The sequence below is a fragment of the Limosilactobacillus mucosae genome (assembly GCF_046939755.1).
GTDB lineage: Bacteria > Bacillota > Bacilli > Lactobacillales > Lactobacillaceae > Limosilactobacillus > Limosilactobacillus mucosae_A.
This window is the reverse complement of sequence record NZ_JBKZAY010000004.1, coordinates 63,046-87,115: the sequence shown is the minus strand read 5'-3', so window position 1 is coordinate 87,115 and position 24,070 is coordinate 63,046. Positions and strand designations below refer to the sequence as shown.

Genomic DNA, 24,070 nt, shown 5'->3' with positions numbered 1-24,070 from the left:
TTCGATCAATTCTGCTTCTCTCGTTAGGCAGCCGCTTAAATAACTAAATTCTAGACGCAAACACGCTGATTAGTCAAATTACGCTGTTTAACGATATAATAGAAAGCAATCAAATTGGGAGGCAATGGGATGCAGAAAAAGAAATGGAGCCTGTTATTAGGAATCATATTGGGAATGTTGATGCTGACGATTCAAGCACACGCCGCCACGACTTCAGCAACGTTTATCTTTCATGATCGAACCGGTAGTCAGCGTGACGAGACACCATTGATTACAGCCGCGCAAAAAGATGGCGTGAAGCTAAGCATTTTGCATGCCAAGGTCAGTACTCAAGGAAAAGTTAAGCTAAGCGGACAATTGACAAAAGAAGCGACACCCGTAATCGAAGTCGAGTTTGTCAAGCATGAAGGCAGCTATTCCAAAACGGCACAATGGTCATATCAAGTTATTAAACAAGCACGGGCTAAGTGGCATTTTAAGACTATGAACCTGGTGGGAATCGGTACTGGTAATATGGGCCTGTTAAACTGTCTGACAAAATATGCTGATACTGGTCAGCTGCCAAGCCTTGCCAAACAGGTTGCAGTCGCTGGCCCTTTTAATGGTACTCATATTCAGCCAAACGCCGATTCAAAGCTGATGAAAAACGGCCGCCCCTATCATATGAACATGCTTTATCAAGAGCTGCTTGGCTTAAAAAAGACCTATCCCAAGTCAAGCGCTGTCTTAAATATTTACGGTAACCAAAGTAATCATTCGGATGGAACCGTTGCCAACAATTCATCGCGTGCGCTAAGATATTTGGTAACGCCGCGAGCCAAGAGTTATCAAGAACAGGAAGTCAAGGGTACGCGCACTGATCATGATCAGCTGATGCACAACCCGCAAGTACAGAATACCGTAATCAAGTTTTTATGGAAATAGATCAAAGCGCTGAATCACTCCTCTCAAGGACGATTCAGCGCTTTTTTAATGACAACGGCTGGGTTTGATCATCCAAATTGGATCCGATCCGGCATTTGTGATTTCTTGACGATTGCCTGAACTGCTGATCGAACGCTTCTTTCATTGTCATGGTCGTGATTGATGTGGCTGTTTTGGCACTCGGAGCGTTGATTCGCTGTCAGACAAGGTTTCAAAATACTTGTCGAGATAGACTTTGTGGCTGACCGTCATAATCAGGTTACGCAGCATGCGTTTTTGTTCGGTTTGATCATGGCCCACTACTGCCAGCTCATCCTGCAACCCGAATACGTATCTTAAGACGTTTTCCAGTTCTTCGCAAAAATAGTCATAAGCAGTTTGCGTGTCATAGCTCTGGTGTTGAATCTGAATTGCCAGCTTCAGATTATCCAGCTGCAGGACGTTTTTAGCCACGGCGATAAACATCAGCTCAGCCAGCTGCTCTGTTTGATAAAGCTTCTTTTGCGGCCGTGAGATCAAACCATGCTTCACATAGTTGCTGATCATAGAGCTGGTCAGCTTAACGTCGCCTAATGGACAAAGACACTGATTCAGATAATTGGTCGTCTGTTCGAGATAAAGACCAACATCCGGTAGCTCTTGATAGCGTGGCAGTTTAAAATCAATCAGATCTTGGGCCATTTTTTGTTCTCTCTTGGTCATCATGGTTTCCTTTCATAATTCAATCAAAAAGTATTATAGCTCAAAATCTTGATAATTAAACTAATAGTATTTAAAATTCTCTTTGCGGTTTTTAAAAAACTTGACGTTGGAAATCGGATCAACTAAACTTCAAGTAAAGAGTTTTTGAAAAACCGGTAATGTAATTGAGGTAACTATTAATGAAAAAGATCGTAGTTGATTCCGGCGCCAATCTGCTGGAAAAATCAATCAAAAGCGTTGCATGTGTTAATGTTCCGCTTACCCTAACAATTGAAGAGCATATCTGGTCTGATGATGAAGCCCTTGACCTGCCTGCTTTTACAGCGGCTCTGCAGCAAACGAGTCAGCCGGCCACTTCTTCATGTCCTAATCTAGCTCAGTGGCTGGCCGCCTATGGAGATGCTGATGAAATCTACGTCTTGACGATTACTGGCAAAATGTCGGGCAGCTATAACACCGCTCAGCAGGCCGCGGCAATTTATCTTGAAGTTCATCCTAGTGCTAAGGTTCATGTTTTTGACTCGCTTTCGGCTGGACCGGCAATGCATTTGATGGCCGAAAAACTGGCCGAGCTGATCAATAGTGGTCAGTCATTTGAGCGGGTCGTGATGTCCTTAAATGAATTTAAATCGCAAGTTGAGCTGATCTTTGCGTTGGGCTCACTGGATAATCTGGCGGCAAACGGTCGAATCAGCCCCGTCTTGGCTAAGGTCGCGCACTTGATGAATCTGCGTGTGATCGGTACGGCTGATCAGGGTAGCTTCAAAATGCTGACCAAGGCACGTGGCCCAAAGAAATGCTTTCAGGCTTTGATTACTCAGATGGAACAAAAAGGCTATCAAGGTGGCGCGGTTAGAATCGATCACGTACAAAATCAAGAGGCTGCCGAACGGTTCCGACAGCTGCTGTTGGCTGAGTATCCCAACGCTAGCGTAGTAATTGGCAAATGCCGTGGACTGTGCACTTTTTATGCCGAGCAAGGCGGTCTGATGATTGGCTTTGTCAAGGGTCATGAACAGCAATAATCATCTTTTTTTGCTTAAATCTGTATCCTATCAACAGTAAAAGATATTTTACTTAGTGTCTAAAAACCACTATGCTAGAAGAAATTCAAATTGGGAGACTTAAAAATGCACGGATTTCTTTTTAAAAAGTGGCGGTGGCTGCTACTGGCGATTTTAGGATTGGCGATAATTGGCAGTGGAATTTGCTGGTGGCAGCGAGCCCAGGCAGCTCAGCAGTTTATTCAATCCAAGACGCCGACCTTCTTTTTTCATGGTTATGGTAGCAGCCGCCATGCTGAAGAACATATGGCTAACGCGGCAAAACGAGCTGGAGCGACCAATACGATTATCTGGGCAAATGTCGATCGCGCTGGCAAGGTTACTTTTCATGGTCAGATCAAGGCCAACGCCATTAATCCGATTATTGAGGTCAACTATGAAAACCCGCGGGAAACCAACTATCATACTGACGGTCAGTGGGCCTTCAACGTTTTGAGCGCGGCCAAGCAAAAATGGGGTTTCAAAAAGATGAATTTGGTTGGCCACTCAATGGGCAATATGGACATTATGTACTGTCTTTTGGATCATCCCCACAGCCAACAACTGCCTAAACTGCAAAAGCAAGTTGACATTGCCGGACACTTCAATGGCTTGAATGGCGAGGACGAGGCATCGTCAAAACTGGCTGCGGATGGCAAGCCGACCGTGACCAATCGTTTCTATCGTGAGCTGACCAAGCTGCGAACGACTTATCCAACCGGCGTCAAGATTCTAAATATCTATGGCAATCTACAGGATGGCTCGAATTCTGATGGCACGGTACCAAACAACTCATCTAAATCACTACGCTACCTGGTGTCGCCAGTTGCCCAATCGTATACCGAGCATGAAATTAAAGGTTCTCGGGCTCAGCACAGCAAATTACACAGCAACTCACAGGTTGATTCTCTGCTGATCAATTTCTTATGGGGGAAATAATGAAAATCAAAACAGCATCGTCTGGGCTTTAAGACGGTGCTGTTTTTAATTGGTCTAGTTTAATTCAAGTCGATAAATCAAGTATAAAATTCAAAGAATAATTAAAATAATCATAAAAACAAGCTGATTTTTCTTTTTTTAACAACTAAAATCGAATAAAACTTGCAATTATTCGTTTGTCTCCTAAATTGGTTTACATGTCAGTTGGCTGGTGATAAAGTCTTAAACCATAAAGAGAAAGCAGATTGATTTTTGAAAGGTGTGTTAATAATGAGAAAAGAACACGATTCACTTGGTATTCAAAGTGTCCCTCAAACCGCTTACTATGGCATTCATACAGTTCGGGCGCGCGGCAACTTTCCAGCCGTCAGCAGCATCAATGATCGGGAACTGATCAAGAACTTTCTGCGCGTTAAGCTGGCCTGTGCACGAGCTAACCAAAAAGCAGGCCGCTGGGATGATGAGCGTGTTCCGCTGGCGATTATCGATGCCTGTCAGGATCTGTTAGCACACTTTGAGGAATATGAAGATGAATTTGCCATCCCCGCGATTCAAGGCGGTGCTGGCACGAGTACCAACATGAACGTTAACGAAGTCGTTGCCAACCGGGCGATTGAACTGCTGGATGGACAAAAAGGCGACTACCAGCTGGTCAACCCCAACGATGACGTCAACAAGTCGCAGTCAACCAACGACACCTACCCAACCGCGGGCCACCTAACGATGATTCAGCTTACGGATCGTCTGTCGCTAACGCTGAAAAAAGTAATTGCGACGCTCAAACAGCTGGCTGAAAAATACCAAACCACGCTTAAAATGGGACGTACTCAATTGGAAGACGCGATTCCAACCACGTTTGGCCGTTCATTCCATGCCTATGCCTCACTGTTGGAACGTGACCTCAAACGCCTTAAAGCTGCCCGCGATCAGCTGTTGACAGTGCCATTGGGCGGAACGGCAATTGGGACCAGTTTGACTGCCACGCATGAGTATCTCGAAAACGTAATCGCGGAGCTGCAGAACGCTACGCTGTTGCCGGTAAAAGGCTGTGAAGATTTGATTGATGGCGTGCAGAACACTGATGAATACGTTCAGCTTTCGGGCGCCTACAAGTCATTGGCCGTTGATCTTTCTAAAATGTGCAATGATCTGCGTCTATTAGGATCGGGTCCACAAAACGGTCTTGGTGAACTAAATCTGCCACAGCGTCAAGCCGGTTCTTCAATTATGCCGGGTAAGGTCAACCCGGTTATTCCTGAATTCGTAACCCAGACTGCCTACCAGGTGATCGGTCATGACGCGACCATCACTATGGCTGCCGAAGCCGGACAATTGGAACTCAACGCCTTTGAACCGGTGATGTTCTTTGACTTGTTTGATGACGCCCGCCTGTTAAATAGTGCCCTACAGACGCTTAACGAGAACTGCTTGATGGGAATTACCGTAAACGTGGAGCGCTGTCGGCAGATGGTTGAGTCTTCCGCGGAAGCCGCTACTGCCCTTTCACCGCTTTTAGGCTACGAAACCGTCAGTCATCTGGTTAAAAAAGCCTTGCAGGAACAGCGGCCGATTCGTGAACTGGTTGGTGATCGACTAACAACGGCTGAATTGGATCAAGCCTTGGCGCCGACCGCATTCTTTGTTAAATAACGTTGTTTAATGAAAAACAGGCTCAGCGGCAATGCTGGGCCTGTTTGGTTTTATAGATTGAAGATGGACTGAACTTCGCGTAATACGCCGTCATGATCGTTATCATAACTGGTGACGCGGTTGGCAAGCTTTAAAATATCAGGGCTGGCATTTTTCATGGCTACGCCCAGACTGGCTTCTTGCAGCATTTGACGGTCGTTTGATGAATCACCAAAGGCTACGACACTCTTTAGCTGATCATGATCGTCATTGATAATCAGCTCTTTTAATCCAACAGCTTTATTAACGCCTAATGGTAAGACATCCATACAGCCAAAACCGCTATAGGTCGCATAAACGGGATATCGTCTGATCATGTCTTGCGCAAAACCGCGGATCTGATCAGGCGTGACTTGATCGTTCAACCAGATGGGATTAACATTATAGATCTTATCCTCAACCTGACTTAGATCATCAACGAAATTGATATTGATGCCAAACGGCCAGGCGTTCAGATCAGAAATCCTGGTGCCCCAGGTATGACTCCACCCTGTCAGCAGAATCACATCTGGCGCGACTGGCAATGCGTTGACAGCCTTGATCAGCTCATTGACCTGCGACTTGGAGTGCGTTTTTTCAAAAACAACCTTCCCCTGTTTAACGATCAGTGCGCCATTGATTGAGATAAACGTGTCAATCAATGGACAAGGCGCAAAACACTTCTTTAAAAATCGATAGCTGTCACCACTAGCCACGATCCAAGAAACGTTCTGCTGCTGTAGCTTACTTAACGCCATATTCAAAGCGACGGAATTTAGCTGATGCTGATTGTCAAGCATGGTGCCATCGACATCAGTTGCGATATAGCGATACAAGGCAATCCCCCATTTCAATCTAGTAGCTCATTTTAACTAATAACGACGCTTACGCAGACCTAAGAAACCAAAACTCAGCATCCCCATCAGCATTCCCAGAATCGTCATGCCAAAACCATTACGATTGCCGGTCTGTGGCAGGAGCCGTTCCAGAATTGATGGCTCAGCAGTCGTAATGGCGTTAGAGGTGCTTAAAAGCTGGCTGTTGCCGTGCTTAGCCTGACTGACCTTTGTTGGCTCACTGGTTGCCTTGACCGTAACGTCTTTAAGGCTGTTCTGCTTTTGTGACTTGCTGGTTGACGTCTTAGTGCTGGAATTAGCGTCTTGCGAAGATGATGTCTGGGTCGTATCCTTGGCAACGGCTTCAATCGCCATCAGCAGATTGGCTTTCTCTAAGGCATCTTGTGCTTTGTCCAAGGCATCGACGGCATCGTTTAATTCTTTCTCTGCATTGCTCAGGTTTCCTTTTTGCGTTTCGACGTCTTTATTGGCATTGGCTAAAGCCGTCTGTGTTTCATTGACCTTTTGCAGTGCCGATGGAATCAGTCCATAGATATGTAAGACTCCATAGTTGTCCATTGCCACGCCAACGTATTCAGTGTTGGAGCTCAGCAGCATTCTGGCATGACTGTTTTGCGAGTGAGCATCGTTAAACAGCATATCCCAAATTGAGACTGTGGTAGCGCGCTTTAAATCGCCCATGGTCTTAACGATTCGGCTGATAACGTCAGGTTGTTTTTCATTAGCACTCATCAGACCAATATTTTCCCAATCAGCCTTTACGGAGTCAATTCCCTCACCGTATTCATAATTGACGTTGTTAAATACCATTTCACGATTATGATCACGAGTTATATTGGTATTCCATTTTGGATCATTATAGGCGTAATTAACGATCGCTAATGCCTGGGCCAGGGTCAAGTCGTTGTATATCCAAGCAGTCAGCCCAAACTTAGCCCGAATCTGATTGATTAAAGCGGCCACATAATTGCTGATCTCGCTTTGCTGAGCCAGCGTGAGTTTGGTTGGATCAAGCGTCATGCTTTCATCATCCAGTGTTGGTACGACGGTTAAGGCATCTTTGAGACTGGGATCCATTTCGTATCTCTGGGTCGCTTGATTGAAATGCCAGTTTTCAGTGACGTTGGTCTCGCCAATCTGATTTTTAACATTGGCTGACGCATCAGATGATGAATTGTCAAACATGCTTAGATTGGCATTTTTGATGTCAATCGTACTGCCGTTTAAAGTGGCGGCCTGTTCAGCACTGGACGGCATTTGTGATTGAGCTGCCGCGCTGGCAATGGCATAATTACTCTGCGCGGCATTAGCTGCACTGGCCGCGCTGTTTTGAACTGCTGAAGCCGAATTAACAGCTGCTGAAGCCGAGACCACGGCGGCAGAAGCTGAATTGACTCTTTGCTGAGCCTGAGAAACGGCGGCCTGGGCACTGGCAACGGCACATTGCGCATCGGTGGTTGAAACCGTAGTATTCGGATTAGCCGTCGTAATTTGCGCAGTTGAATTGTTGACGGTGTCGGCATGGGCTTCCTGCCAGCCACCGCCAAAAACAGCCGCGCCAGCGATCACCCCTGCCGTTAAGACCGATTGTTTTAAATGTTTATTCTTCATCTTAGATTACTCCCTTATCAAACAAGTTGGTGGTCAAACCAATCTCAATATTTACTTTACCGATTTCCGCATTTTATGTCAAACCTTGCTCAAAACTTAGCAAGATTCTTGCTGGCAAATCTGATACTATATAATAGTAGAAACAAATAGAAAAGAGGAAACACATGGAAGCCGATAAGTATTTGAAACTGATCGATGAGGAACTGTCGCGGCTCCCAGATTACGTTAATGAATACCGTCTTGGAACCAATCATGCCATTACAACGACCTACCAGTATCTGACCGAGATTCGTCGGTTCATGGACTGGCTGCGTGCCAGCGGCCTGGTTGACGCCAAGTCCAATCGAGAAATTCCCACTTCAGTTTTAGAACACCTGCGTCGCGATGACATCATGCTTTATATTGATCATCTGCTCCACACCACCAATGCTCAAGGACGCGTCAACTCGCCAACTTCAATTAATCGTTCAATCAATGCTTTGCGCAGTTTGTTTAAGTTTTTGACGGTAACTGCTGACAACAACGATGGCGAGCCTTATTTCGAGCGCAACGTCATGCTCAAGATCAATTCGCTAAATGATACCAAAACCTTGAACTATCGCGCTCATGCCTTGGCCGCGCATATGTATCGTGGTCAGATGAAGTTTGATTTCATAGATTTTATTGAAAATCGTTATCCCCAGATCTGCGACAAGCGTTCATTGCCTGCATACCGACGCAATAAGGAACGCGACATTGCCATTGTTGCCTTGATCTTAGGGACTGGGATCCGGGTTTCTGAGACTGCCAATGTTAATGTTAATGATATCAACTGGCAGCAGCAGATGTTGGACGTTACCCGTAAAGGTGGCCAAAAAGACAGCGTGCCAATTGCTCCATGGGCAGTCAAATACGTTCAAGACTACCGTGATCTGCGAGCTCAGCGTTACGGGGCTACCAAAAAGGACCAAGCCTTCTTTTTGACGGTTTACCAAGGAAAAACGCGGCGAATCACGGCCAATGCCATTGAACGAATGGTTAAAAAATATTCAACCGCATTCGGCCATCCCTTGACCCCGCATAAACTGCGCCACACTTTGGCCTCGGAGCTGTATGACGTAACCAAGGATCAGGTTTTGGTCTCCCAGCAATTAGGACAAAAAGGCACCTCGGCTACCGACCTCTATACGCACGTTGATCAAAAAGAACAAAAGGCAGCGCTAAGAGAAATCAGCGAGCAGGCAAACCAAGCGCCGCAAAATGAATAACCAAGATTCTGTCTGGCTATGGCTAGGCAGATCTTTTTATCAGTATTAATTTTACATAATATTTAAAACGTAACATTTAATTGAGATGCCAATATTTATCATTCAGCCGGTTCTTTATTTAAGCTACCAATTTGGCATGCTAGCCAATCAAAGTTAAATCCCCCTTCTCTGCAACATTATCGATAACTTATGATCCCTGCCAATAATAAGCTTAGGCCAGAACACTTAAAACAGCTGCTAAAATCTTTGGCAAATTATCATTGACAAAATCGCCGCTCAGCCGCATTCAAACGACCAACTACCCACGCAGATTAATTTCAGTGCGTCTGAGAGCCAAATTCTGCATTTACCCTGTTTTGGGCTGATTTTTAGTGTTAAAACGATAATTGTAAGACACTTTTGATAAAAGAATCTTACACTAAACCGCCGTAAATGCCGTTAAATCAAGGTTTTTAATCAGCAAAAAATCATGTAAGACTGTTATATGCTTATTTTTAAAAATCGGCTTGTTGTTTTTTAGCTGTTAATCAGGCTGATTTAAGATCAGACAGACGGTCAACTCAGTATAATTAACGTCTACAATATTATGTAAAAAAATATCTGCTTTAAATTTTCATATCTTTCTTGTATCATTAAAACCATTAATCAAACAAGGATGTGAGATTTTGAAGAATATCGTGATTATTGCAACTGGTGGTACGATTGCCGGCAGTGGTGAAGCTGGCCGGACTACTGAATATCGGGCAGGAACGGTAGCGGTAGCTGATATCTTAAAGAGTGTGCCCCAACTGGGAAAATTAGCCAATATTGAAATGATTCCTTTAATGAGCGTTGATTCCAATGAAATGGACGAGCAAAAATGGCTGCAGCTGCGCGAGGCCATCAATCGGCAAGCCGCTCGTGATGACGTGGATGGCATTGTGGTTACGCATGGTACCGATACAATTGAAGAAACCGCCTATTTTCTAAACTTGACGGTCAATACTGCCAAGCCGGTCGTTTTGACGGGAGCAATGCGGCCGGCAACTGCTACCAGTGCTGATGGTCCCTTCAACATCTACCAAGCCGTTGCGCTGGCAGCAGATGATCAGACCTATGACTGCGGCGTGGTCTGCCTGTTTTCCAGTACGATCTACTCGGCGCGCGATATTGCCAAGATCAACAACTATAAAATCGATGCCTTTAGCAGTCTGAACGATCATGCCGCGCTGGGATACATGCGTGACGCCGAGGTTTTTATTACCAGTCGGCCGGTATCAAAACACACGATTCACTCCAAGTTTTCGCAGCTTGAATATTCAGCATTACCTAAGGTTGGCGTGGCAGTCTATTACGCTGGGGCCCCGGCTGAGATTTTAGAACGACTGGGACAAGACTGCGATGGATTGGTAGTAATTGGAACCGGAAGCGGCAACTATTCTCAAGCCTGGCGCCAGAAACTGGACGCGTTGGCTGAACAGGGCGTGGTCGTCGTGCGCAGCTCACGGGTATCAAATTCAATCGTTTTTGACGAACCGATTTTTGACCCGCACGATCACTTCATTGGGGTCAACACCCTCACCTCTTATAAAGCCAGAATTCTGCTGATGCTTTGTCTGACCCAGACTAACGACATTGCCGCGATTCGGCAGACCTTTTTTAAATACTAATCTGCTAAAAAGCGACCCCTATCTACATTTAGGAGTCGTTTTTTATTTTCACAGTTTATATATTATGTTAAATTTTCACTAACCAATACAGCGCTGCTTTCTTAACGGCGCTTCTCATCTTTGAGGCTACGCAGATAAGTCGCGTCTTGTCCAACCTCCAGACAGCCCAGATAGGTGCCATCTTTACGACGAACGGCAATGTATTCCAGATGGATAAAACGCTCACCATGCAGGTTAAACCAGAATTCTTCGCGATCACTGGTCCCCTCATGAAAACTGGTAAGAATTTTCTTAACCTTGGGCTGGGCCTTGGGAGGATGGCAGTTATAGACGGATCGCCCAATCACGCTCTTGGTCCGGGGAAAGATACGATCGGGAATATCTGAATACCAACGGACCTGATCAGCCGCGTCGACAAAGGTCAAATCAACTGGAAGCAGCTTAAAGATCGCGATCAATTCTTCCGGACTCAGTTGACCGGTTGCCAGATCGATTCTGGCTTGTGGATCAACTGGCAAGTTAGCTGCTGGTTTTTGATGATTTGGCTGAGTGATTTGGTTAACCTGTGCGTCAGTGGCGGCCAGTTGTTTGGCGATTTCATTAAACTGCTGGCCCAGTGCGGAGTTGGTGGGCTTTTTTGCCGCGTCAGCAAGCTCCTGTTCGGTAGGCTGCCAATTGATTGGCGGTGAGATCAGCGTATAGCCGATCGAATCCTCATCTGCTCGTACGCGGGCCCAGTCAGCAGGCGTGGCAACCTCAGCCAACATGGGCAGCATGATGTCTTCTTCTTTAACGATCATTGCCAATACTTCCTGAGCGGCTTTTTCTACGGCTGCCTCAATGACGTATTTATCGGGCAATGGCTGCTGGTCGACCAGCTGACAGGCTTTTTTGATATAGCCGCGAATGTCGTCATCAACGCCCCACATGACCTTGGGCGGTGTCGTAATGCCATATTTATCCATTAGTGGAAACAAGGTATTTTCTTTTCTGGCATAATGCCGATCGATGGTCATCAGATCTTTTAGGGCCTGCTGCATTCGCTTGAGATATTCGTTCTCACCGCCATCTTGCTGCCATTTTTTAAGACAGGGCAGCAGTTCATCATTGATTAAAGAGTCAATGATTTTATTTTCCAGTTTCAGTGTGTAGACGGGATGTCCAGGAGTATCAAAAGCAGCGGTTGGCTTGCTCGGCGCGATGGCATCCTTAAACAGTGCTACATGCACGTTGCATAATTTTTGAATCTCACGCGGATCCAAACCATTGGCAATGAGCTCTCTTTCGGCTGCCGTAATCTCAGCTACGTCAACGTTGGCAAATTCTTGATCAAATAACTGCTTGGCCTGATCAAAATTGCCACCATCGCTTAAAAAAGTCAGAATCTTAACCAGCTGCTGCTGACGCTGATGGAGATTATGCTGTTCAGTCATGGTTAATCACCTCATACCCATGTCGTTTAAAAGTGTCGATTACAAGGTGCTTATCAATATTCATCGCTAGACAGCCCCGATTGATGTTGACGAACCGGCCGACCGTGTCAAGCATCCCTGGAATTTTGATTTTATCAAAGCCGGCTTCGACCATAATAGCGACAAAATCAGGATCCTGTTGGGCAAGATCATATACTGGCTGGCTAAAGTCAACGGTTTTGCTGGTCATGCAGGCTACCTCCAATTCCTAACTGACGGCGTGCTTTGGGCGACATTCTGGCAATACTCCAGACTGGATACCAGACCAGCTGAACGCGAGCATCACGAATGGCTGGCACTTTTCTAGCGGCCCTTTCGATGTCATTTTGTAAAAAACTGCTTAAGGGACAGCCAGGTGTCGTTAAACTCATCTTGATACTGCAAAATCCTTGGTCATCAACCTCAACTTCATATATTAAGCCGAGGTCAACGATGCTGACGCCAAGCTCAGGGTCAATTACAGCGGTTAACGCGTCCCATACTTGTTGCTCAATTGGGGTCATTTCATCCCTCCTAATCCTTTTCTTCGCGCTTTATTTTAGCATGGCTTGCTGACTTCCTTATTAATTTTTTGCCACTCAAGTTCAGTCCTGATCGAACGCTTATTGACGATTTATCCTGTTTTTCAATAATGCGCAGGGACTGGATTCAAAGAACAACAATTTAAAATGATATAAAAAAAGGCGGTTTGAAGATCACATGATTTCCAAACTAACTTAATATCTGGATTCAGGTTTGTTTAAATCAGCACCGTTTTTGTTTGCTGATCTTTCGTTTTTTAATTGGGCTTTTGTTTCAAATAATGAGAAAATAAACGAAAAATTGTAGTCATTTAATATTTTGATATGCTCAATATGAGGTGGAAGAAATATGACATCTACAACGGTTATTAAAGCCTATCGAATTCTAGAATATCTATCTATAAATGGACCAAGTCCGCTACAGCAGATTATGACGGCACTTGATCTTCCCAAGGCAACCGTATATCGATTGGCAGAAACGCTGGTTGAGTTGGAGGTTTTGCAAAAAGTTGGTCCGCAATATCGCGCTAACTGGCAAAAAAAGCAACCATTGCATCATCCCATCATGAACAGTTGGCGAAGCTTTGGCATTATGCAGAAATTCGTCAGTCAATTCAATCTGCCAATCTATGTTGGCGTACTTGATGATGATGAGGTTTTAATCGTTCAAGTAGTCCCCCGGTCACAGCATCCTGATGATTCGACCAAGCTTGGCGAACGATTGCCAGTCAATATCAGCGCCATGGGCAAGTGTCTGATCGCATTTGGCGAAGATCCTCTGCCGCAGCTTAGTCAACAATGTGGAACCAATTACGCAATTCGTGAAGAGGCTTTATTAAAACAAAATCTTGCCGTTATCCGTCATAAAGGCTATGCGCTTGATGATGAGGAAAACGCAATTGGCTTGCGCTGTCTGGCCGTGCCAATCTGTGTACAGAATCAAGCCGTTGCCTGTTTAGGAACTTCCGCCCCAATTAAAAATCTGAGCCGTCGTAAAATTAGTCAAATTGTGAATTCATTAAAGACTTACAGTCGACAACTCAGCAATATAATGATGGAGGAATAAAATGTCAACGATCGTAATTACTGGTGCTGGTTCTGGAATGGGACTCAGCACAACTAAACTTTTTTTGGCACGTGGCTGGAATGTTGTGATGGCTGATCTGAACCGGCAGCAAAAAGCACAAAAAGTTGCACAACAGCTGGTACAACAATATGGTGAGGAACGGATTCTTTTTGTCCAGACTGACGTTGCTAATTCCGTTTCTGTTATGGCTATGGCCCAGCAGGCATATGCCAAATATCCTGAAATCAATGCCCTGCTTAATAATGCGGGCGTCTTTGCAGAGGGTGCTCTGCATGAAATTAAGGAAGAGACTTGGGATATGGTCATGAATGTTGATGTAAAATCGATTTTCTTGATGGCGAAAGCGTTTGTACCGCAAATGATTCAACAAAAATCAGGTTCGATCGTAAATATTGCATCGATCTCTGGTCTGCGTGGTGATTATAACATGGCGGCCTACAGTGCAGCCAAAGGAGCCGTTGTAAATCTGGTTCGGTCAATGGCCCTAGATTATGGTCGCCTAGGGATTCGTGTAAATAATATCTGCCCAGGGCCTACCAATACCCCAATGTTTCAGGCTAATCCACCGGCTGTAATTAAGAAGTTTAACGAAGCCAGTCCCCTTGGTCATATCGTTGAACCTCAGGATATCGCTCAAGCTGTCTGGTTCCTGGTTAATGGTGAGTCAGCTTCAATTACTGGGGTTAATCTGCCAGTATCAACTGGCTACGAAGTATACAGCAACCAACCCGTTCAAGACTAAAATATAAAAATAATGTTGAGGTAAGGTAAAATGAAAATTTCGGTTCCCATTAAAAATGGCTTTTTGCCAGACGAATACAGTAAGCACGCATCAATTGAACTTAAAACCGCTGGCTGCCCCAACCAATCGTTTCCAATCCATATTGAAGATCTACCGCAAGGAACTAAAACCTTTGCCTGGACGTTTGTCGATTTTGATGCAGTGTCTGAATGCGGCTTTGTTTGGATTCATTGGCTAGGCGCCAACTTGCCAGCTTCCATTACTGATTTACCGGCTAATGCCAGTCGTCAGTCAAATGATATGTTCATTCAAGGCAGAAACAGTAATGCCAGTCCCATGGCCAATGCTGATCCTAGCGTAGCCAAAGGATATATTGGACCACAGCCGCCAGCAACCATTCATCACTATACTTTGACCGTCTACGCGCTAGATAGTGAACTGGACTTAAAGGATGGTTTTTGGCTGAATGAGCTGTTGCATGCCAGCGAAGGTCATGTTCTGGCTAAAGCAAAATGTGACGTTCCCTGTCGGCCATAATCAGTCATTTCTTTGAACACTTTACGAAGATTTTTAAAAGATCAGCAAGGTTAAAATAAACGGTCTTGGCAATCTCCAGCAACGATTCGCTGAATGATCAGGATTCCTTTTGAGAATGCTTTTATAGACCATAATCTTTTTTTGGGCCCTTTGTATAAGTGATTTAACGCTCATTGACGATTTAGCTCGTTTCTCAATAATGCGCAGTGACTGGATTCAATGAACAACAATTTAAAATGATATAAAAAAGTCGGTTTGAAGATCACATGATTTCCAAACCGACTTTATCTTTATTTATGACTTATTTAGACGCCAAGTTCCTTCAAAGAGTTCCTTGGCTAGTTCATCAGCACTGATGTTGCCATTGTTTTCCTCAAAGCCGCGGAATGGACGCAGGGCTTGAATGGCACCATCTTGGTATTTGCGTGCTTGGTGCAGCGCATAGTCAACCAAGGAATTGTTTTTGATTTTTTCGACCAGCTGACCGCTTGGTGTGGTTTCAGGATGGTTGATCCGATATTCCAGATCATCCAGAATTTCTTGATATTCAGGACCTGCTTGAATCTGGTTGACAAACAGCTGCAGATGACGAATCAAAGCCTTGGCAGTTGGTGCATACTCGCACGGCGCGGTCGGGTCCTCCAAGGCCACGTGCTCATTCATCTCATCAGCACGGGCAATCACGCGACCAGCCTCGCTCTCCTTTAATGATGGGCTCATAATAAAGTAGCCGGCCAACAGGCGAATAAAGCGCAAAGTCCCCGTTCGAATCCCCACGGAACTGGTCGGATCCAGATCCAGCATGCGCAGTTCGATGTAGTCAACGCCTTCTTTGACCATCTTGTTTAAATCGCTGTTGCCCTTAAAGCGAACCTGTCCATGAAATTCGGCCGCTGACTGCAGCTTGCCAGCCTTAACCGCGTTCATGACCTTTTTAGCATAGTTTTCAACTGAGGAGTAGTCGCCGGGGAATTTATTCTCAAAACCATACTTTTGGCTCTGACGAATGCTACGGACGGGGCGTTTTAACGGCTGCTCGCCATTTTCAAAAAAGTTGGCCTCAGCAATCGGACTAGCACCAAATAAATAAGTCAAAAACCAGCGATAGCGCATAAAGCCTTGAACGATGATCTGATAAAGATAGTTCTGGGCAGCGACCTTGTTTTCAAAACGCTGTGGTAGCTGCTTATAAACCAACTCGACCAGATCATCATTGATACTCATGTTGATATGCGCGCCCGATGGAGCTCCTTCTGAAATGCTATGGTGCTTAAGCCATTCTTTAAAGTAGGCCTCTTTTTTGGGACCAGCGTGCGCGATTTGAATCTTGGCACGATCCTTAGGCAGAATTGGTGGCATCGATAATGGCCAGAGCAATTCTCCCGGTGACAGCGCGGTTCTTAAAACAGTATTAATGCTGTACAGATAATGTATTGCATCAGTAGCATTGTCAGCCGGTGGCGTTACGATCTCTGACATGGTTTCCAAAAAATCATTGGTGATCCATGGATTGACCTTTTCATCGCCAATCGTGTCGGGATATGGCTCTTGACTCAGATGACCGGTTTCATCCACCCGCTGCATCTCGATCTCCAGCCCCATCTTAAAGTCGGATGCCTCTAAAACGGCCTCATTGTCAAATATAATCTGTCCAATCTTGCTAAACATTGGCTCGCCTCCCAGCGTTTATTAACTAAATTTGGTCTATTATAACGAAAATCTTATCTTTTTCAACCGTCTTAACGATTTTCTTTAATTATTTTAATAATGGCAGCTTGGAATTGAAATCAAGCGCCTGCTCGGATGTCGTACAGTAATTGTCGTTGGGTAACCGGGGACTTTATAATTTAAAGCCATGTATATAAAAATTAAAGTCCGTTTTGTGCCGAGACAACCAGCGAAAACGATTCCAGAATATTAAAACAAAATTATAAAAAATTTGATTGACATCTGCTTGAAATTAAAATATCATGATAAAAACCAAACGAAAGGAAGATTGTAAACATGAAATTTATGAGTCAATCATGGCAAAGCTGGCATCGGTTAAAGTAGACTTACATTTCAAAGGTGTAGGTTTGCTTCGTTTTACACTGTAAACAAAGAAGACCTATGCCGGTACAATCTTCAATCAAAGAGCGACCGCATAGCCAATCAGGCCAATGCGGTTTTTTATTTTCAAGTATCTGCTGGGTTTTCATCCTAAACCAATGAGACGGAGATCAAAGCAAGTCAAGCGCGCACAGGGAGCCTGGGGAACTGAGAGCCAGACCGAACAGCTGCTTGCCAAATGGACCGTTGAGGGCGTGGTGAAAAAGCAGTCGCTTGAGTATTCCACGACGCAGCAGCAGGCGTTATCTGTTTTGCAATGAGCGGACGATGATAAATCGTCACACAAGGTGGCACCGCGGGCAGACAGCTCGTCCTTGACCAAGAGCACGACTCTGGTGGGGACGAGTTTTTTTATTGGTCCCGATCAGAACCCTATCATGCAAAGGAGAATCAAAACTATGCAGCCAGAAATCAAGAAAATCAAAGAAATCATGCAGACCCATGAATATCAGCGAATCCCCGTCTATCAAGAAATGCTTGCTGATCAGATTACGCCGGTCGCAGCCATGCAGCGGCTATGCGCCCACAGTCAGCATTGCTATCTGCTGGAAAGCGCCAGTCAGGATGGCAGTCGTGGCCGCTACTCGTTTCTAGGCTACCATCCCCAAATGGAAATCACCTGTCAAAACGGCTTGATGACCATCAGACAAAAATACGCTGGCGGGGAGAAATCCAATGCCTTTTTAGTCAAGCATCCTGGCGATACGCTAAGAAAGATCATCAAAAACTATCACAGTCCCGTTATGAAAGAACTGCCACCATTTACTGGCGGTCTGGTCGGCTACTTTGCCTACGACTATCTGAGATACAGCGAACCCAAGCTGAGCCTTGCCGGGAATGGCAGCTTTAAAGATCTGGACCTGATGCTGTTTAATGATGTGATTGCTTTTGACCATTATCAGCAGAAAATCTATTTGATCAGCGGTGTCATGACCGATGATTTTGAAAATTCATACCAACAAGCGCAGGCTAATATCAATCAGATGAGAGACGACCTGGCCAGTGCCGTCAAAAAAGAGTTTCCCCCTCTGCAGCTGAAAACGCCGCTGACGCCCAGATTTAATCTTGATGAATATTGTCGGAAAGTCGAACGCGCTAAACGCTATATTCATGAAGGCGATATTTTTCAGATGATTCTTTCCAATCCACTGCAGGCTCAAGCTTCTGGCAGTCTGTTTGACACCTATCGCATTTTGCGTGCCAGCAATCCCTCCCCTTATATGTTCTACTTTGCCAGTGATGATTTGGAATTGGCGGGTGCCTCGCCAGAAACGCTGGCTCGGGTAAATGGTCGTGAGCTAAGCACGTTTCCATTGGCTGGCACGCGCCGCCGCGGTCATACACCAGCTGAGGATCAGGCCATGGCTAAAGAGCTGCAGACCAATAAAAAGGAACTGGCTGAGCACAACATGCTGGTTGACTTGGGACGTAATGACTTAGGCAAGGTCTCAAGGATTGGCACTGTTCATCTGGAAAAATACCTGCAGATTCAATATTTCTCTCAAGTCATGCATCTGGGGTCCACCATCAAAAGTCAGCTTAGTCCTGATCATGACGCGATTGACGTGGTGGATGCCGTACTGCCGGCAGGGACACTTTCCGGAGCACCTAAATTCCGCGCTTGTCAGATTATTGAAGAACTGGAGCAGGATCAGCGGGGCGTTTATGGCGGCGGGATCGGCTATCTGGATTTTGCCGGCAATCTGGATATCTGCATTGCAATTCGCTTCGTATCCAAACAAGGCAATCAGCTTGGCATTCGGTCGGGCGCGGGGATCGTTGCCGACTCGGTTCCGCGCCAGGAATTCAAGGAATGCCAAAATAAGGCCCGCGCCGTTAAACTGGCCGTTTTGGCAGCTGAAGGAGGTTTAGAAAATTGATTCTTTTAATCGATAACTACGACAGCTTTACTTATAATCTCTACCATTTAATTGGCAAGGTTGATCCACACGTTAAAGTCATCCGCAATGATGAAAAAGACGTTCAGGAGATTGCGGCTATGCATCCTCAAGCAATCGTTCTTTCACCAGGACCCGGCCGGCCAGCAGATGCCGGTATCTGCCTAGCCGTGATTCGTCATTTTACCGGCAAGATTCCGATTTTAGGCGTCTGTTTGGGACACCAGGCAATCTGTGAGGCACTGGGCGGCCAGATTACCTATGCCAAGCAGCTGATGCATGGCAAACGAGAGCCCATCCGTCAGCTGTCAGCAAGCCGGTTGCTAAAGGGACTCCCCCCAACCTTTAAGGCGGCCCGCTATCATTCATTAGTCGCCGATGCAGCTACTCTGCCGCCTGATCTAAAAGTGACGGCAGTATCTGATGATGAAAATCAAGAAGTCATGGCTGTAGAACACGTTACCGCGCCGCTTTTTGGCGTTCAGTTTCACCCTGAGTCCGTTATGACGACTGACGGACTGCAGATAATCAAAAATTTTTTGGAGGTAGTAAATCATGATTGAACAGGCAATTAAAAAATTAGTCAACCGAGAAGATCTCACCTACAGTCAAGCCCGTCAAGTAATGGACGAGCTGATGAGTGGTCAAGCGTCAGCCGTGCAGACCGCCAGTTATCTGACTGCGCTGGCAATGAAAGGCGAAACGGTTACGGAGATTACGGCTTCAGCAGAAGGAATGCGCGCAGCTGGCACCAAGATTCATCCCGATCACCCAGTTGTTGAGATCGTTGGGACTGGCGGCGATCACTCCAATTCATTCAACATCTCAACGACGGCATCATTGATCGTTGCCGCAGCCGGCGTCCCGGTTGCCAAACATGGCAATCGCGCCGCCTCTTCAAAATCTGGCGCGGCCGATTGTCTGGAAGCATTGGGCGTCAAGATTGATCTGGCGCCTCAGCAAAATGAGCAGGTACTTAAAAACACCGACATCTGTTTTCTGTTTGCCAAGCGCTATCACAGTGCCATGCGTTTTGTCGGTCCGGTTCGCAAAGAGCTCGGTATCCGCACGATCTTTAACATTCTAGGGCCGCTGACCAGTCCTGCCAGTGCCAGCTGCCAGGTCATGGGCGTTTTTGATGAAAAGCTGGTTCAACCGCTGGCCCACGTTTTGCATCAGCTGGGCGTTGAGCGCGGCATGGTCGTATTTGGCCAGGATGGACTCGACGAAATCTCACTGAGCGCGCCAACAACCGTCTGTGAGATCAATGGCAATCAATTTACTAATTATGTGATCAAGCCGACTGATTTTGGCTATTCATTCTGTACATCTGCTGATCTGATCGGTGGTACTCCGGAAGAAAACGCGGCAATCACGCGTGCCATTTTAGATGGTCAAGAACAAGGACCCAAACGCCAAGCCGTCTGTCTGAATGCCGGGGCTGCGCTGTATATTGCTGGCGCAGCGCCTGATCTCAAAGCAGGCGTCAAGCTGGCGGAACAAACGATTGACTGTGGCGCGGCCGCTCAAAAGCTCCAGCAGTTTATTACTATAACCAATCAGGAGGCGTTGGCATGAGCATTTTAGATGAATTGGCTGCCAAGGCCAGACAGCGAGTAGTTGCCGCTGAGCAGAAGCATCCCCTGGCTGATGTTGCTCGGTCAGCGCGGCTTTTAGCCCAGACTTCACCGGTTCCCTCTTTTTATCAGGCACTGCAGAATGCCAGCCTGGCCTATATCTGCGAAGTCAAACGCGCCTCGCCTTCCAAGGGGATGATCGCGCCAGATTTCCCCTACCGTCAGATCGCGCTTGACTATCAGAACGCGGGGGCAGCAGCGATTTCCTGTTTGACGGAACCATTTTATTTCAAGGGTAAGAATCAATATCTGCAAGAGATCGCTCAGACAGTAACGATTCCAGTGCTGCGTAAGGACTTTATCGTTGATCCCTATATGATCTATGAGGCAAGGCGATTGGGCGCGGCGGCGATTCTGCTGATTGCAGGTCTGCTTTCCGTTGAGCAGCTGACTGAGTATCGACAACTGGCACAAAGTCTTGGTATGGATGCATTGGTTGAGGCTCATAATGAATCCGAACTGCAAAGGGCTCTTAAAAGCGGCGCGCGGATTATCGGCGTCAACAATCGCAATCTGAACGACTTCACGGTTGATCCCCACACCAGCATTCAATTGCGCGGGCTGGTTCCCGATAACGTTTTATTCGTTTCTGAAAGCGGCATTAAAAACGCGGCAGCCATTCAAGAGCTGAAGGACAATCGCGTCAATGGCGTCCTAATTGGCGAGACTTTGATGCGCAGTCCTGATAAGGCGCGGATGCTAAAAAAGCTTAATGGTGGGCCCCTTGATTAGCTGAATCATCACTGAAAGGAGTTGATTGAATTGTCTGGATGCCAAATCAAGATATGCGGACTGAAACGATCGGCAGACATTGCAATGGTTAATTGCTATCAACCTGATCTGGCTGGTTTTATCGTTGACTTTCCGCGCAGTCACCGTTCTATAACTGAAGAACAGCTGCGATTGCTGACGAGTCAGTTGAATCCCAGCATCAGATCAGTTGGCGTATTTGTCGACGCGCCGGCAGAAAAAATTATCCGCCTGCTTAATGATGGTGTTATCGACATGGCCCAGCTGCATGGTCACGAAACTGATGCCGATGTGCGCAGAATTCAACAAGCTACGCACCGTCCAGTGATCCGCGCCTATCTGATTCACGAGCGCCAAGACTTGATCGTGGCACTGAATTCGCCAGCCGATTTGATTTTGCTTGATCAGGGGCTTGGCAGCGGTCAGCCGTTTGACTGGCAGCTGGTCAGCGATGTCGCAATCAAGCGGCCGTTTATTCTGGCAGGCGGATTGAATGCCGATAATCTGGATCGGGCAATCGAAGCGCTGCATCCAAACGCCGTCGATCTCAGCAGCAGCGTTGAGACGCAAGGAATTAAGGATCCAGTCAAGGTTAAAAAAGTAATTGCGATCGTCAGAAGACATAACTTGAATTTTTAAAGCGATTTAGAAAGAAGGAAAATAAATGACAAAAGGAAGATTTGGCGAATTTGGTGGTCAATATATCTCAGAAACCTTAATGAACGCGGTAATTGAGCTTGAAAATGCCTACCGCCACTATCAAAACGATCCCGCGTTCCAACAAGAGCTCACCAAGCTACTCAACGAATATGCCGGCCGTCCCTCAATGCTCTACTATGCCAAGCATATGACTGAGAATCTGGGGGGCGCCAAAATCTACTTGAAACGCGAAGACCTTAATCATACCGGCGCTCATAAGATCAACAACGTGCTCGGCCAGTGCCTGCTGGCTAAGAAAATGGGCAAGACCCGTGTAATTGCCGAAACCGGTGCTGGCCAGCATGGGGTTGCTACCGCGACGGTTGCGGCATTGATGGGGATGGAATGCGAGATCTACATGGGCAAGGTCGACTGTGAGCGCCAGGCTTTAAACGTTTACCGTATGAAACTGCTGGGGGCTAAGGTTCATGCCGTTGAGTCCGGCACCGGCACGCTGAAGGACGCGGTTTCCGAAACCATGCGCGAATGGACCAGAAGAATTGACGATACGCATTATGTCTTGGGTTCGGCCATGGGACCATATCCTTTCCCAACGATCGTGCGTGATTTTCAAGCCGTGATCTCTAAGGAAAGCCGTCAGCAGATTCTTGAAGACGAGGGCCGCCTGCCGGATGCCGTAATTGCCTGTGTTGGCGGCGGCTCCAACGCGATTGGCAGCTTCTACAACTTTATCAATGATCCATCCGTCCAGCTGATTGGCTGTGAAGCGGCTGGCAAGGGAATTGATACGCCAAAGACAGCGGCCACGCTGGCAGTTGGTACGCGCGGCATTTTTCATGGTATGAAGTCGTATTTCTGCCAAGATAAGTTTGGTCAGATTGCCCCTGTCTACTCCATCTCAGCTGGACTGGATTATCCAGGCGTTGGTCCTGAACATGCCATGCTGCGCGATAATGGTCGAGCGCAATACGTTCCGATCACTGATGATGAAGCCGTTGATGCATTTGAGTACCTGTCCCGCACTGAAGGCATCATCCCTGCCATCGAAAGCGCGCATGCCGTTGCCTATGCGATGAAGCTTGCGCCAAAGATGCGTCCTGACCAGATCATCATCGTCACGCTTTCCGGCCGTGGTGATAAAGACGTTGCTGCAATTGCCCGTTATCGAGGAGAGAAGATCTATGACTAAAATTAAAAACGCCTTTGCAAATGGCAAGGCATTCATTCCATTTATTACTTGTGGCGATCCTTCATTGGCGATTTCTGAACAATTGGTCTACGCGATGGAGGCTGCTGGTGCTGACTTGATTGAGCTGGGGATTCCATTTTCGGATCCTACCGCGGAAGGCCCCGTTATTCAAGCGGCCAATCTTAGAGCTTTGCATGCCGGCGCGCTTACCGATGCGATCTTTGAAATGGTCGCGCGGATTCGTCAAAAGACACAGATCCCCCTGGTTTTCATGACCTATGCCAATGTCGTCTATCACTATGGCACGCGCCGCTTTTTGCAAAAAGCCGCGGATCTTGGTATTGACGGCTTGATCCTGGCTGACGTTCCTTATGAAGAAAAGGCCGAGTTTGCCGCAGTTGGTCAAGAACTGGGCGTTGAACTGATCTCAATGATCGCGCCCACCTCACATGATCGAATAAAAATGATTGCCCAAGACGCGGCCGGCTTTGTTTACTGTGTCTCATCACTAGGGGTTACCGGCGTGCGTAATACCATCACCACTGATATCAGTGCCATGGTTAAGTTGGTTAAGCATGAACAAGATATTCCCTGTGCGGTTGGCTTTGGGATCAGCACGCCAGCTCAGGCCCGTAAAATGGCTCAGCAGGCTGATGGCGTCATTGTAGGTTCGGCGATTGTCCGCTTGTGTGAAAAATACGGTCAAGACTGCGTTCAGCCGGTTGCCGACTATGTACGGTCAATGAAAGACGCCATTCGCGACCTTTGATGGGCATTGATCGAGTAGTACTTAGCAAAGAAATTCAGTTTCGCCAGTGGCAATTATTG

24 protein-coding genes are annotated in these 24,070 nt (G+C 46.5%); 17 read left to right on the top strand and 7 right to left on the bottom strand.

The genetic code is table 11. The annotated features are described in order from the left end of the window. Positions 1-129 precede the first annotated feature (129 nt). The gene (locus ACLUWI_RS02655) at positions 130-924 is read left to right on the top strand and encodes an alpha/beta hydrolase (protein WP_412146052.1); all 795 of its coding nucleotides are present in this window, start codon (positions 130-132) and stop codon (positions 922-924) included. 147 nt (positions 925-1,071) lie between these two features. Here the strand turns inward: ACLUWI_RS02655 and ACLUWI_RS02650 are convergent, their stop codons facing one another. Then, positions 1,072-1,629 (bottom strand): DUF1836 domain-containing protein, encoded by a 558-nt coding sequence (locus ACLUWI_RS02650; RefSeq protein ID WP_412146051.1) that lies wholly within the window; start codon positions 1,627-1,629, stop codon positions 1,072-1,074. Between the two features lie 176 nt (positions 1,630-1,805). Here ACLUWI_RS02650 and ACLUWI_RS02645 point away from each other — a divergent pair, with 176 nt between their 5' ends. The 3 genes from ACLUWI_RS02645 to ACLUWI_RS02635 all read left to right on the top strand — a co-directional run bounded on the left by ACLUWI_RS02645 (position 1,806) and on the right by ACLUWI_RS02635 (position 5,258). Next, entirely contained in the window at positions 1,806-2,651 is an 846-nt protein-coding gene (locus ACLUWI_RS02645) for a DegV family protein (protein WP_412146050.1), read from the top strand. 105 nt (positions 2,652-2,756) lie between these two features. After that, positions 2,757-3,608, top strand: coding sequence for an alpha/beta hydrolase (locus ACLUWI_RS02640; RefSeq protein ID WP_412146049.1), 852 nt, complete (start codon positions 2,757-2,759; stop codon positions 3,606-3,608). Between the two features lie 270 nt (positions 3,609-3,878). Further along, on the top strand, positions 3,879-5,258 hold the full coding sequence (locus ACLUWI_RS02635; RefSeq protein ID WP_412146048.1) for an aspartate ammonia-lyase: 1,380 nt from the start codon (positions 3,879-3,881) through the stop codon (positions 5,256-5,258). Between the two features lie 50 nt (positions 5,259-5,308). On the opposite strand, the gene ACLUWI_RS02630 is transcribed toward ACLUWI_RS02635, so the two are convergent. Together ACLUWI_RS02630 and ACLUWI_RS02625 are read right to left on the bottom strand one after the other, a co-directional pair. Beyond that, complete coding sequence (locus tag ACLUWI_RS02630) at positions 5,309-6,130, bottom strand: HAD-IIB family hydrolase (RefSeq protein ID WP_412146047.1); 822 nt, start codon at positions 6,128-6,130, stop codon at positions 5,309-5,311. An 18-nt stretch (positions 6,131-6,148) separates the two neighbouring features. Beyond that, positions 6,149-7,744 carry an SEC10/PgrA surface exclusion domain-containing protein gene (locus ACLUWI_RS02625; RefSeq protein WP_412146046.1) on the bottom strand — a complete coding sequence of 532 codons (1,596 nt, stop codon included), beginning with the start codon at positions 7,742-7,744 and terminating at the stop codon, positions 6,149-6,151. Between the two features lie 164 nt (positions 7,745-7,908). Here ACLUWI_RS02625 and xerS point away from each other — a divergent pair, with 164 nt between their 5' ends. Together xerS and ACLUWI_RS02615 are read left to right on the top strand one after the other, a co-directional pair. Further along, the gene (gene xerS, locus ACLUWI_RS02620; protein WP_412146045.1) at positions 7,909-8,991 is read left to right on the top strand and encodes a tyrosine recombinase XerS; all 1,083 of its coding nucleotides are present in this window, start codon (positions 7,909-7,911) and stop codon (positions 8,989-8,991) included. A gap of 665 nt (positions 8,992-9,656) precedes the next feature. Next, positions 9,657-10,640, top strand: coding sequence for an asparaginase (locus ACLUWI_RS02615; RefSeq protein WP_412146044.1), 984 nt, complete (start codon positions 9,657-9,659; stop codon positions 10,638-10,640). A 101-nt stretch (positions 10,641-10,741) separates the two neighbouring features. Here ACLUWI_RS02615 and ACLUWI_RS02610 read toward each other — a convergent pair whose 3' ends face one another. The 3 genes from ACLUWI_RS02610 to ACLUWI_RS02600 are packed head-to-tail and all read right to left on the bottom strand — an operon-like array spanning position 10,742 to position 12,615. After that, positions 10,742-12,073 (bottom strand): DUF438 domain-containing protein, encoded by a 1,332-nt coding sequence (locus ACLUWI_RS02610; protein WP_412146043.1) that lies wholly within the window; start codon positions 12,071-12,073, stop codon positions 10,742-10,744. Then, entirely contained in the window at positions 12,066-12,302 is a 237-nt protein-coding gene (locus tag ACLUWI_RS02605; RefSeq protein WP_169461744.1) for a DUF1858 domain-containing protein, read from the bottom strand. Before ACLUWI_RS02605 ends, ACLUWI_RS02610 begins: the two co-directional genes overlap by 8 nt. Next, on the bottom strand, positions 12,283-12,615 hold the full coding sequence (locus tag ACLUWI_RS02600) for a metal-sulfur cluster assembly factor (RefSeq protein ID WP_412146042.1): 333 nt from the start codon (positions 12,613-12,615) through the stop codon (positions 12,283-12,285). The genes ACLUWI_RS02605 and ACLUWI_RS02600 overlap by 20 nt, the downstream gene beginning before the upstream one ends. 367 nt (positions 12,616-12,982) lie before the next feature. Here ACLUWI_RS02600 and ACLUWI_RS02595 point away from each other — a divergent pair, with 367 nt between their 5' ends. From ACLUWI_RS02595 to ACLUWI_RS02585, 3 genes are read left to right on the top strand one after another with little or no spacing between them, the layout of a single operon-like run. After that, positions 12,983-13,699: an IclR family transcriptional regulator gene (locus tag ACLUWI_RS02595; protein ID WP_412146041.1), complete on the top strand. Its 717-nt coding sequence runs from the start codon at positions 12,983-12,985 to the stop codon at positions 13,697-13,699. A gap of 1 nt (position 13,700) precedes the next feature. Further along, positions 13,701-14,462, top strand: coding sequence for an SDR family NAD(P)-dependent oxidoreductase (locus ACLUWI_RS02590; RefSeq protein ID WP_412146040.1), 762 nt, complete (start codon positions 13,701-13,703; stop codon positions 14,460-14,462). A gap of 30 nt (positions 14,463-14,492) precedes the next feature. Next, a complete protein-coding gene (locus ACLUWI_RS02585) occupies positions 14,493-14,999 on the top strand; it encodes a YbhB/YbcL family Raf kinase inhibitor-like protein (protein WP_412146039.1) in 507 nt (168 codons plus the stop codon). A 294-nt stretch (positions 15,000-15,293) separates the two neighbouring features. On the opposite strand, the gene ACLUWI_RS02580 is transcribed toward ACLUWI_RS02585, so the two are convergent. Continuing rightward, positions 15,294-16,667, bottom strand: a complete 1,374-nt coding sequence (locus tag ACLUWI_RS02580; protein WP_412146038.1) for a glutamate--cysteine ligase — start codon at positions 16,665-16,667, stop codon at positions 15,294-15,296. A 539-nt stretch (positions 16,668-17,206) separates the two neighbouring features. Here ACLUWI_RS02580 and ACLUWI_RS02575 point away from each other — a divergent pair. The 8 genes from ACLUWI_RS02575 to trpA all read left to right on the top strand — a co-directional run bounded on the left by ACLUWI_RS02575 (position 17,207) and on the right by trpA (position 24,011). After that, complete coding sequence (locus ACLUWI_RS02575; protein WP_412146037.1) at positions 17,207-17,368, top strand: hypothetical protein; 162 nt, start codon at positions 17,207-17,209, stop codon at positions 17,366-17,368. A 138-nt stretch (positions 17,369-17,506) separates the two neighbouring features. Further along, positions 17,507-18,988, top strand: coding sequence for an anthranilate synthase component I family protein (locus ACLUWI_RS02570; protein WP_412146036.1), 1,482 nt, complete (start codon positions 17,507-17,509; stop codon positions 18,986-18,988). After that, entirely contained in the window at positions 18,985-19,569 is a 585-nt protein-coding gene (locus ACLUWI_RS02565) for an anthranilate synthase component II (RefSeq protein WP_412146035.1), read from the top strand. The genes ACLUWI_RS02570 and ACLUWI_RS02565 overlap by 4 nt, the downstream gene beginning before the upstream one ends. Continuing rightward, positions 19,562-20,584 carry an anthranilate phosphoribosyltransferase gene (gene trpD, locus ACLUWI_RS02560; protein ID WP_412146034.1) on the top strand — a complete coding sequence of 341 codons (1,023 nt, stop codon included), beginning with the start codon at positions 19,562-19,564 and terminating at the stop codon, positions 20,582-20,584. The genes ACLUWI_RS02565 and trpD overlap by 8 nt, the downstream gene beginning before the upstream one ends. Further along, a complete protein-coding gene (gene trpC, locus ACLUWI_RS02555; RefSeq protein ID WP_412146033.1) occupies positions 20,581-21,375 on the top strand; it encodes an indole-3-glycerol phosphate synthase TrpC in 795 nt (264 codons plus the stop codon). The genes trpD and trpC overlap by 4 nt, the downstream gene beginning before the upstream one ends. A 30-nt stretch (positions 21,376-21,405) precedes the next feature. Further along, positions 21,406-22,032 (top strand): phosphoribosylanthranilate isomerase, encoded by a 627-nt coding sequence (locus ACLUWI_RS02550; RefSeq protein WP_412146032.1) that lies wholly within the window; start codon positions 21,406-21,408, stop codon positions 22,030-22,032. Positions 22,033-22,057: 25 nt separating this feature from the next. Continuing rightward, the gene (gene trpB, locus ACLUWI_RS02545; protein ID WP_412146031.1) at positions 22,058-23,242 is read left to right on the top strand and encodes a tryptophan synthase subunit beta; all 1,185 of its coding nucleotides are present in this window, start codon (positions 22,058-22,060) and stop codon (positions 23,240-23,242) included. Continuing rightward, positions 23,235-24,011: a tryptophan synthase subunit alpha gene (gene trpA / locus ACLUWI_RS02540; protein ID WP_412146030.1), complete on the top strand. Its 777-nt coding sequence runs from the start codon at positions 23,235-23,237 to the stop codon at positions 24,009-24,011. The genes trpB and trpA overlap by 8 nt, the downstream gene beginning before the upstream one ends. The last annotated feature ends 59 nt before the right edge of the window (positions 24,012-24,070 follow it).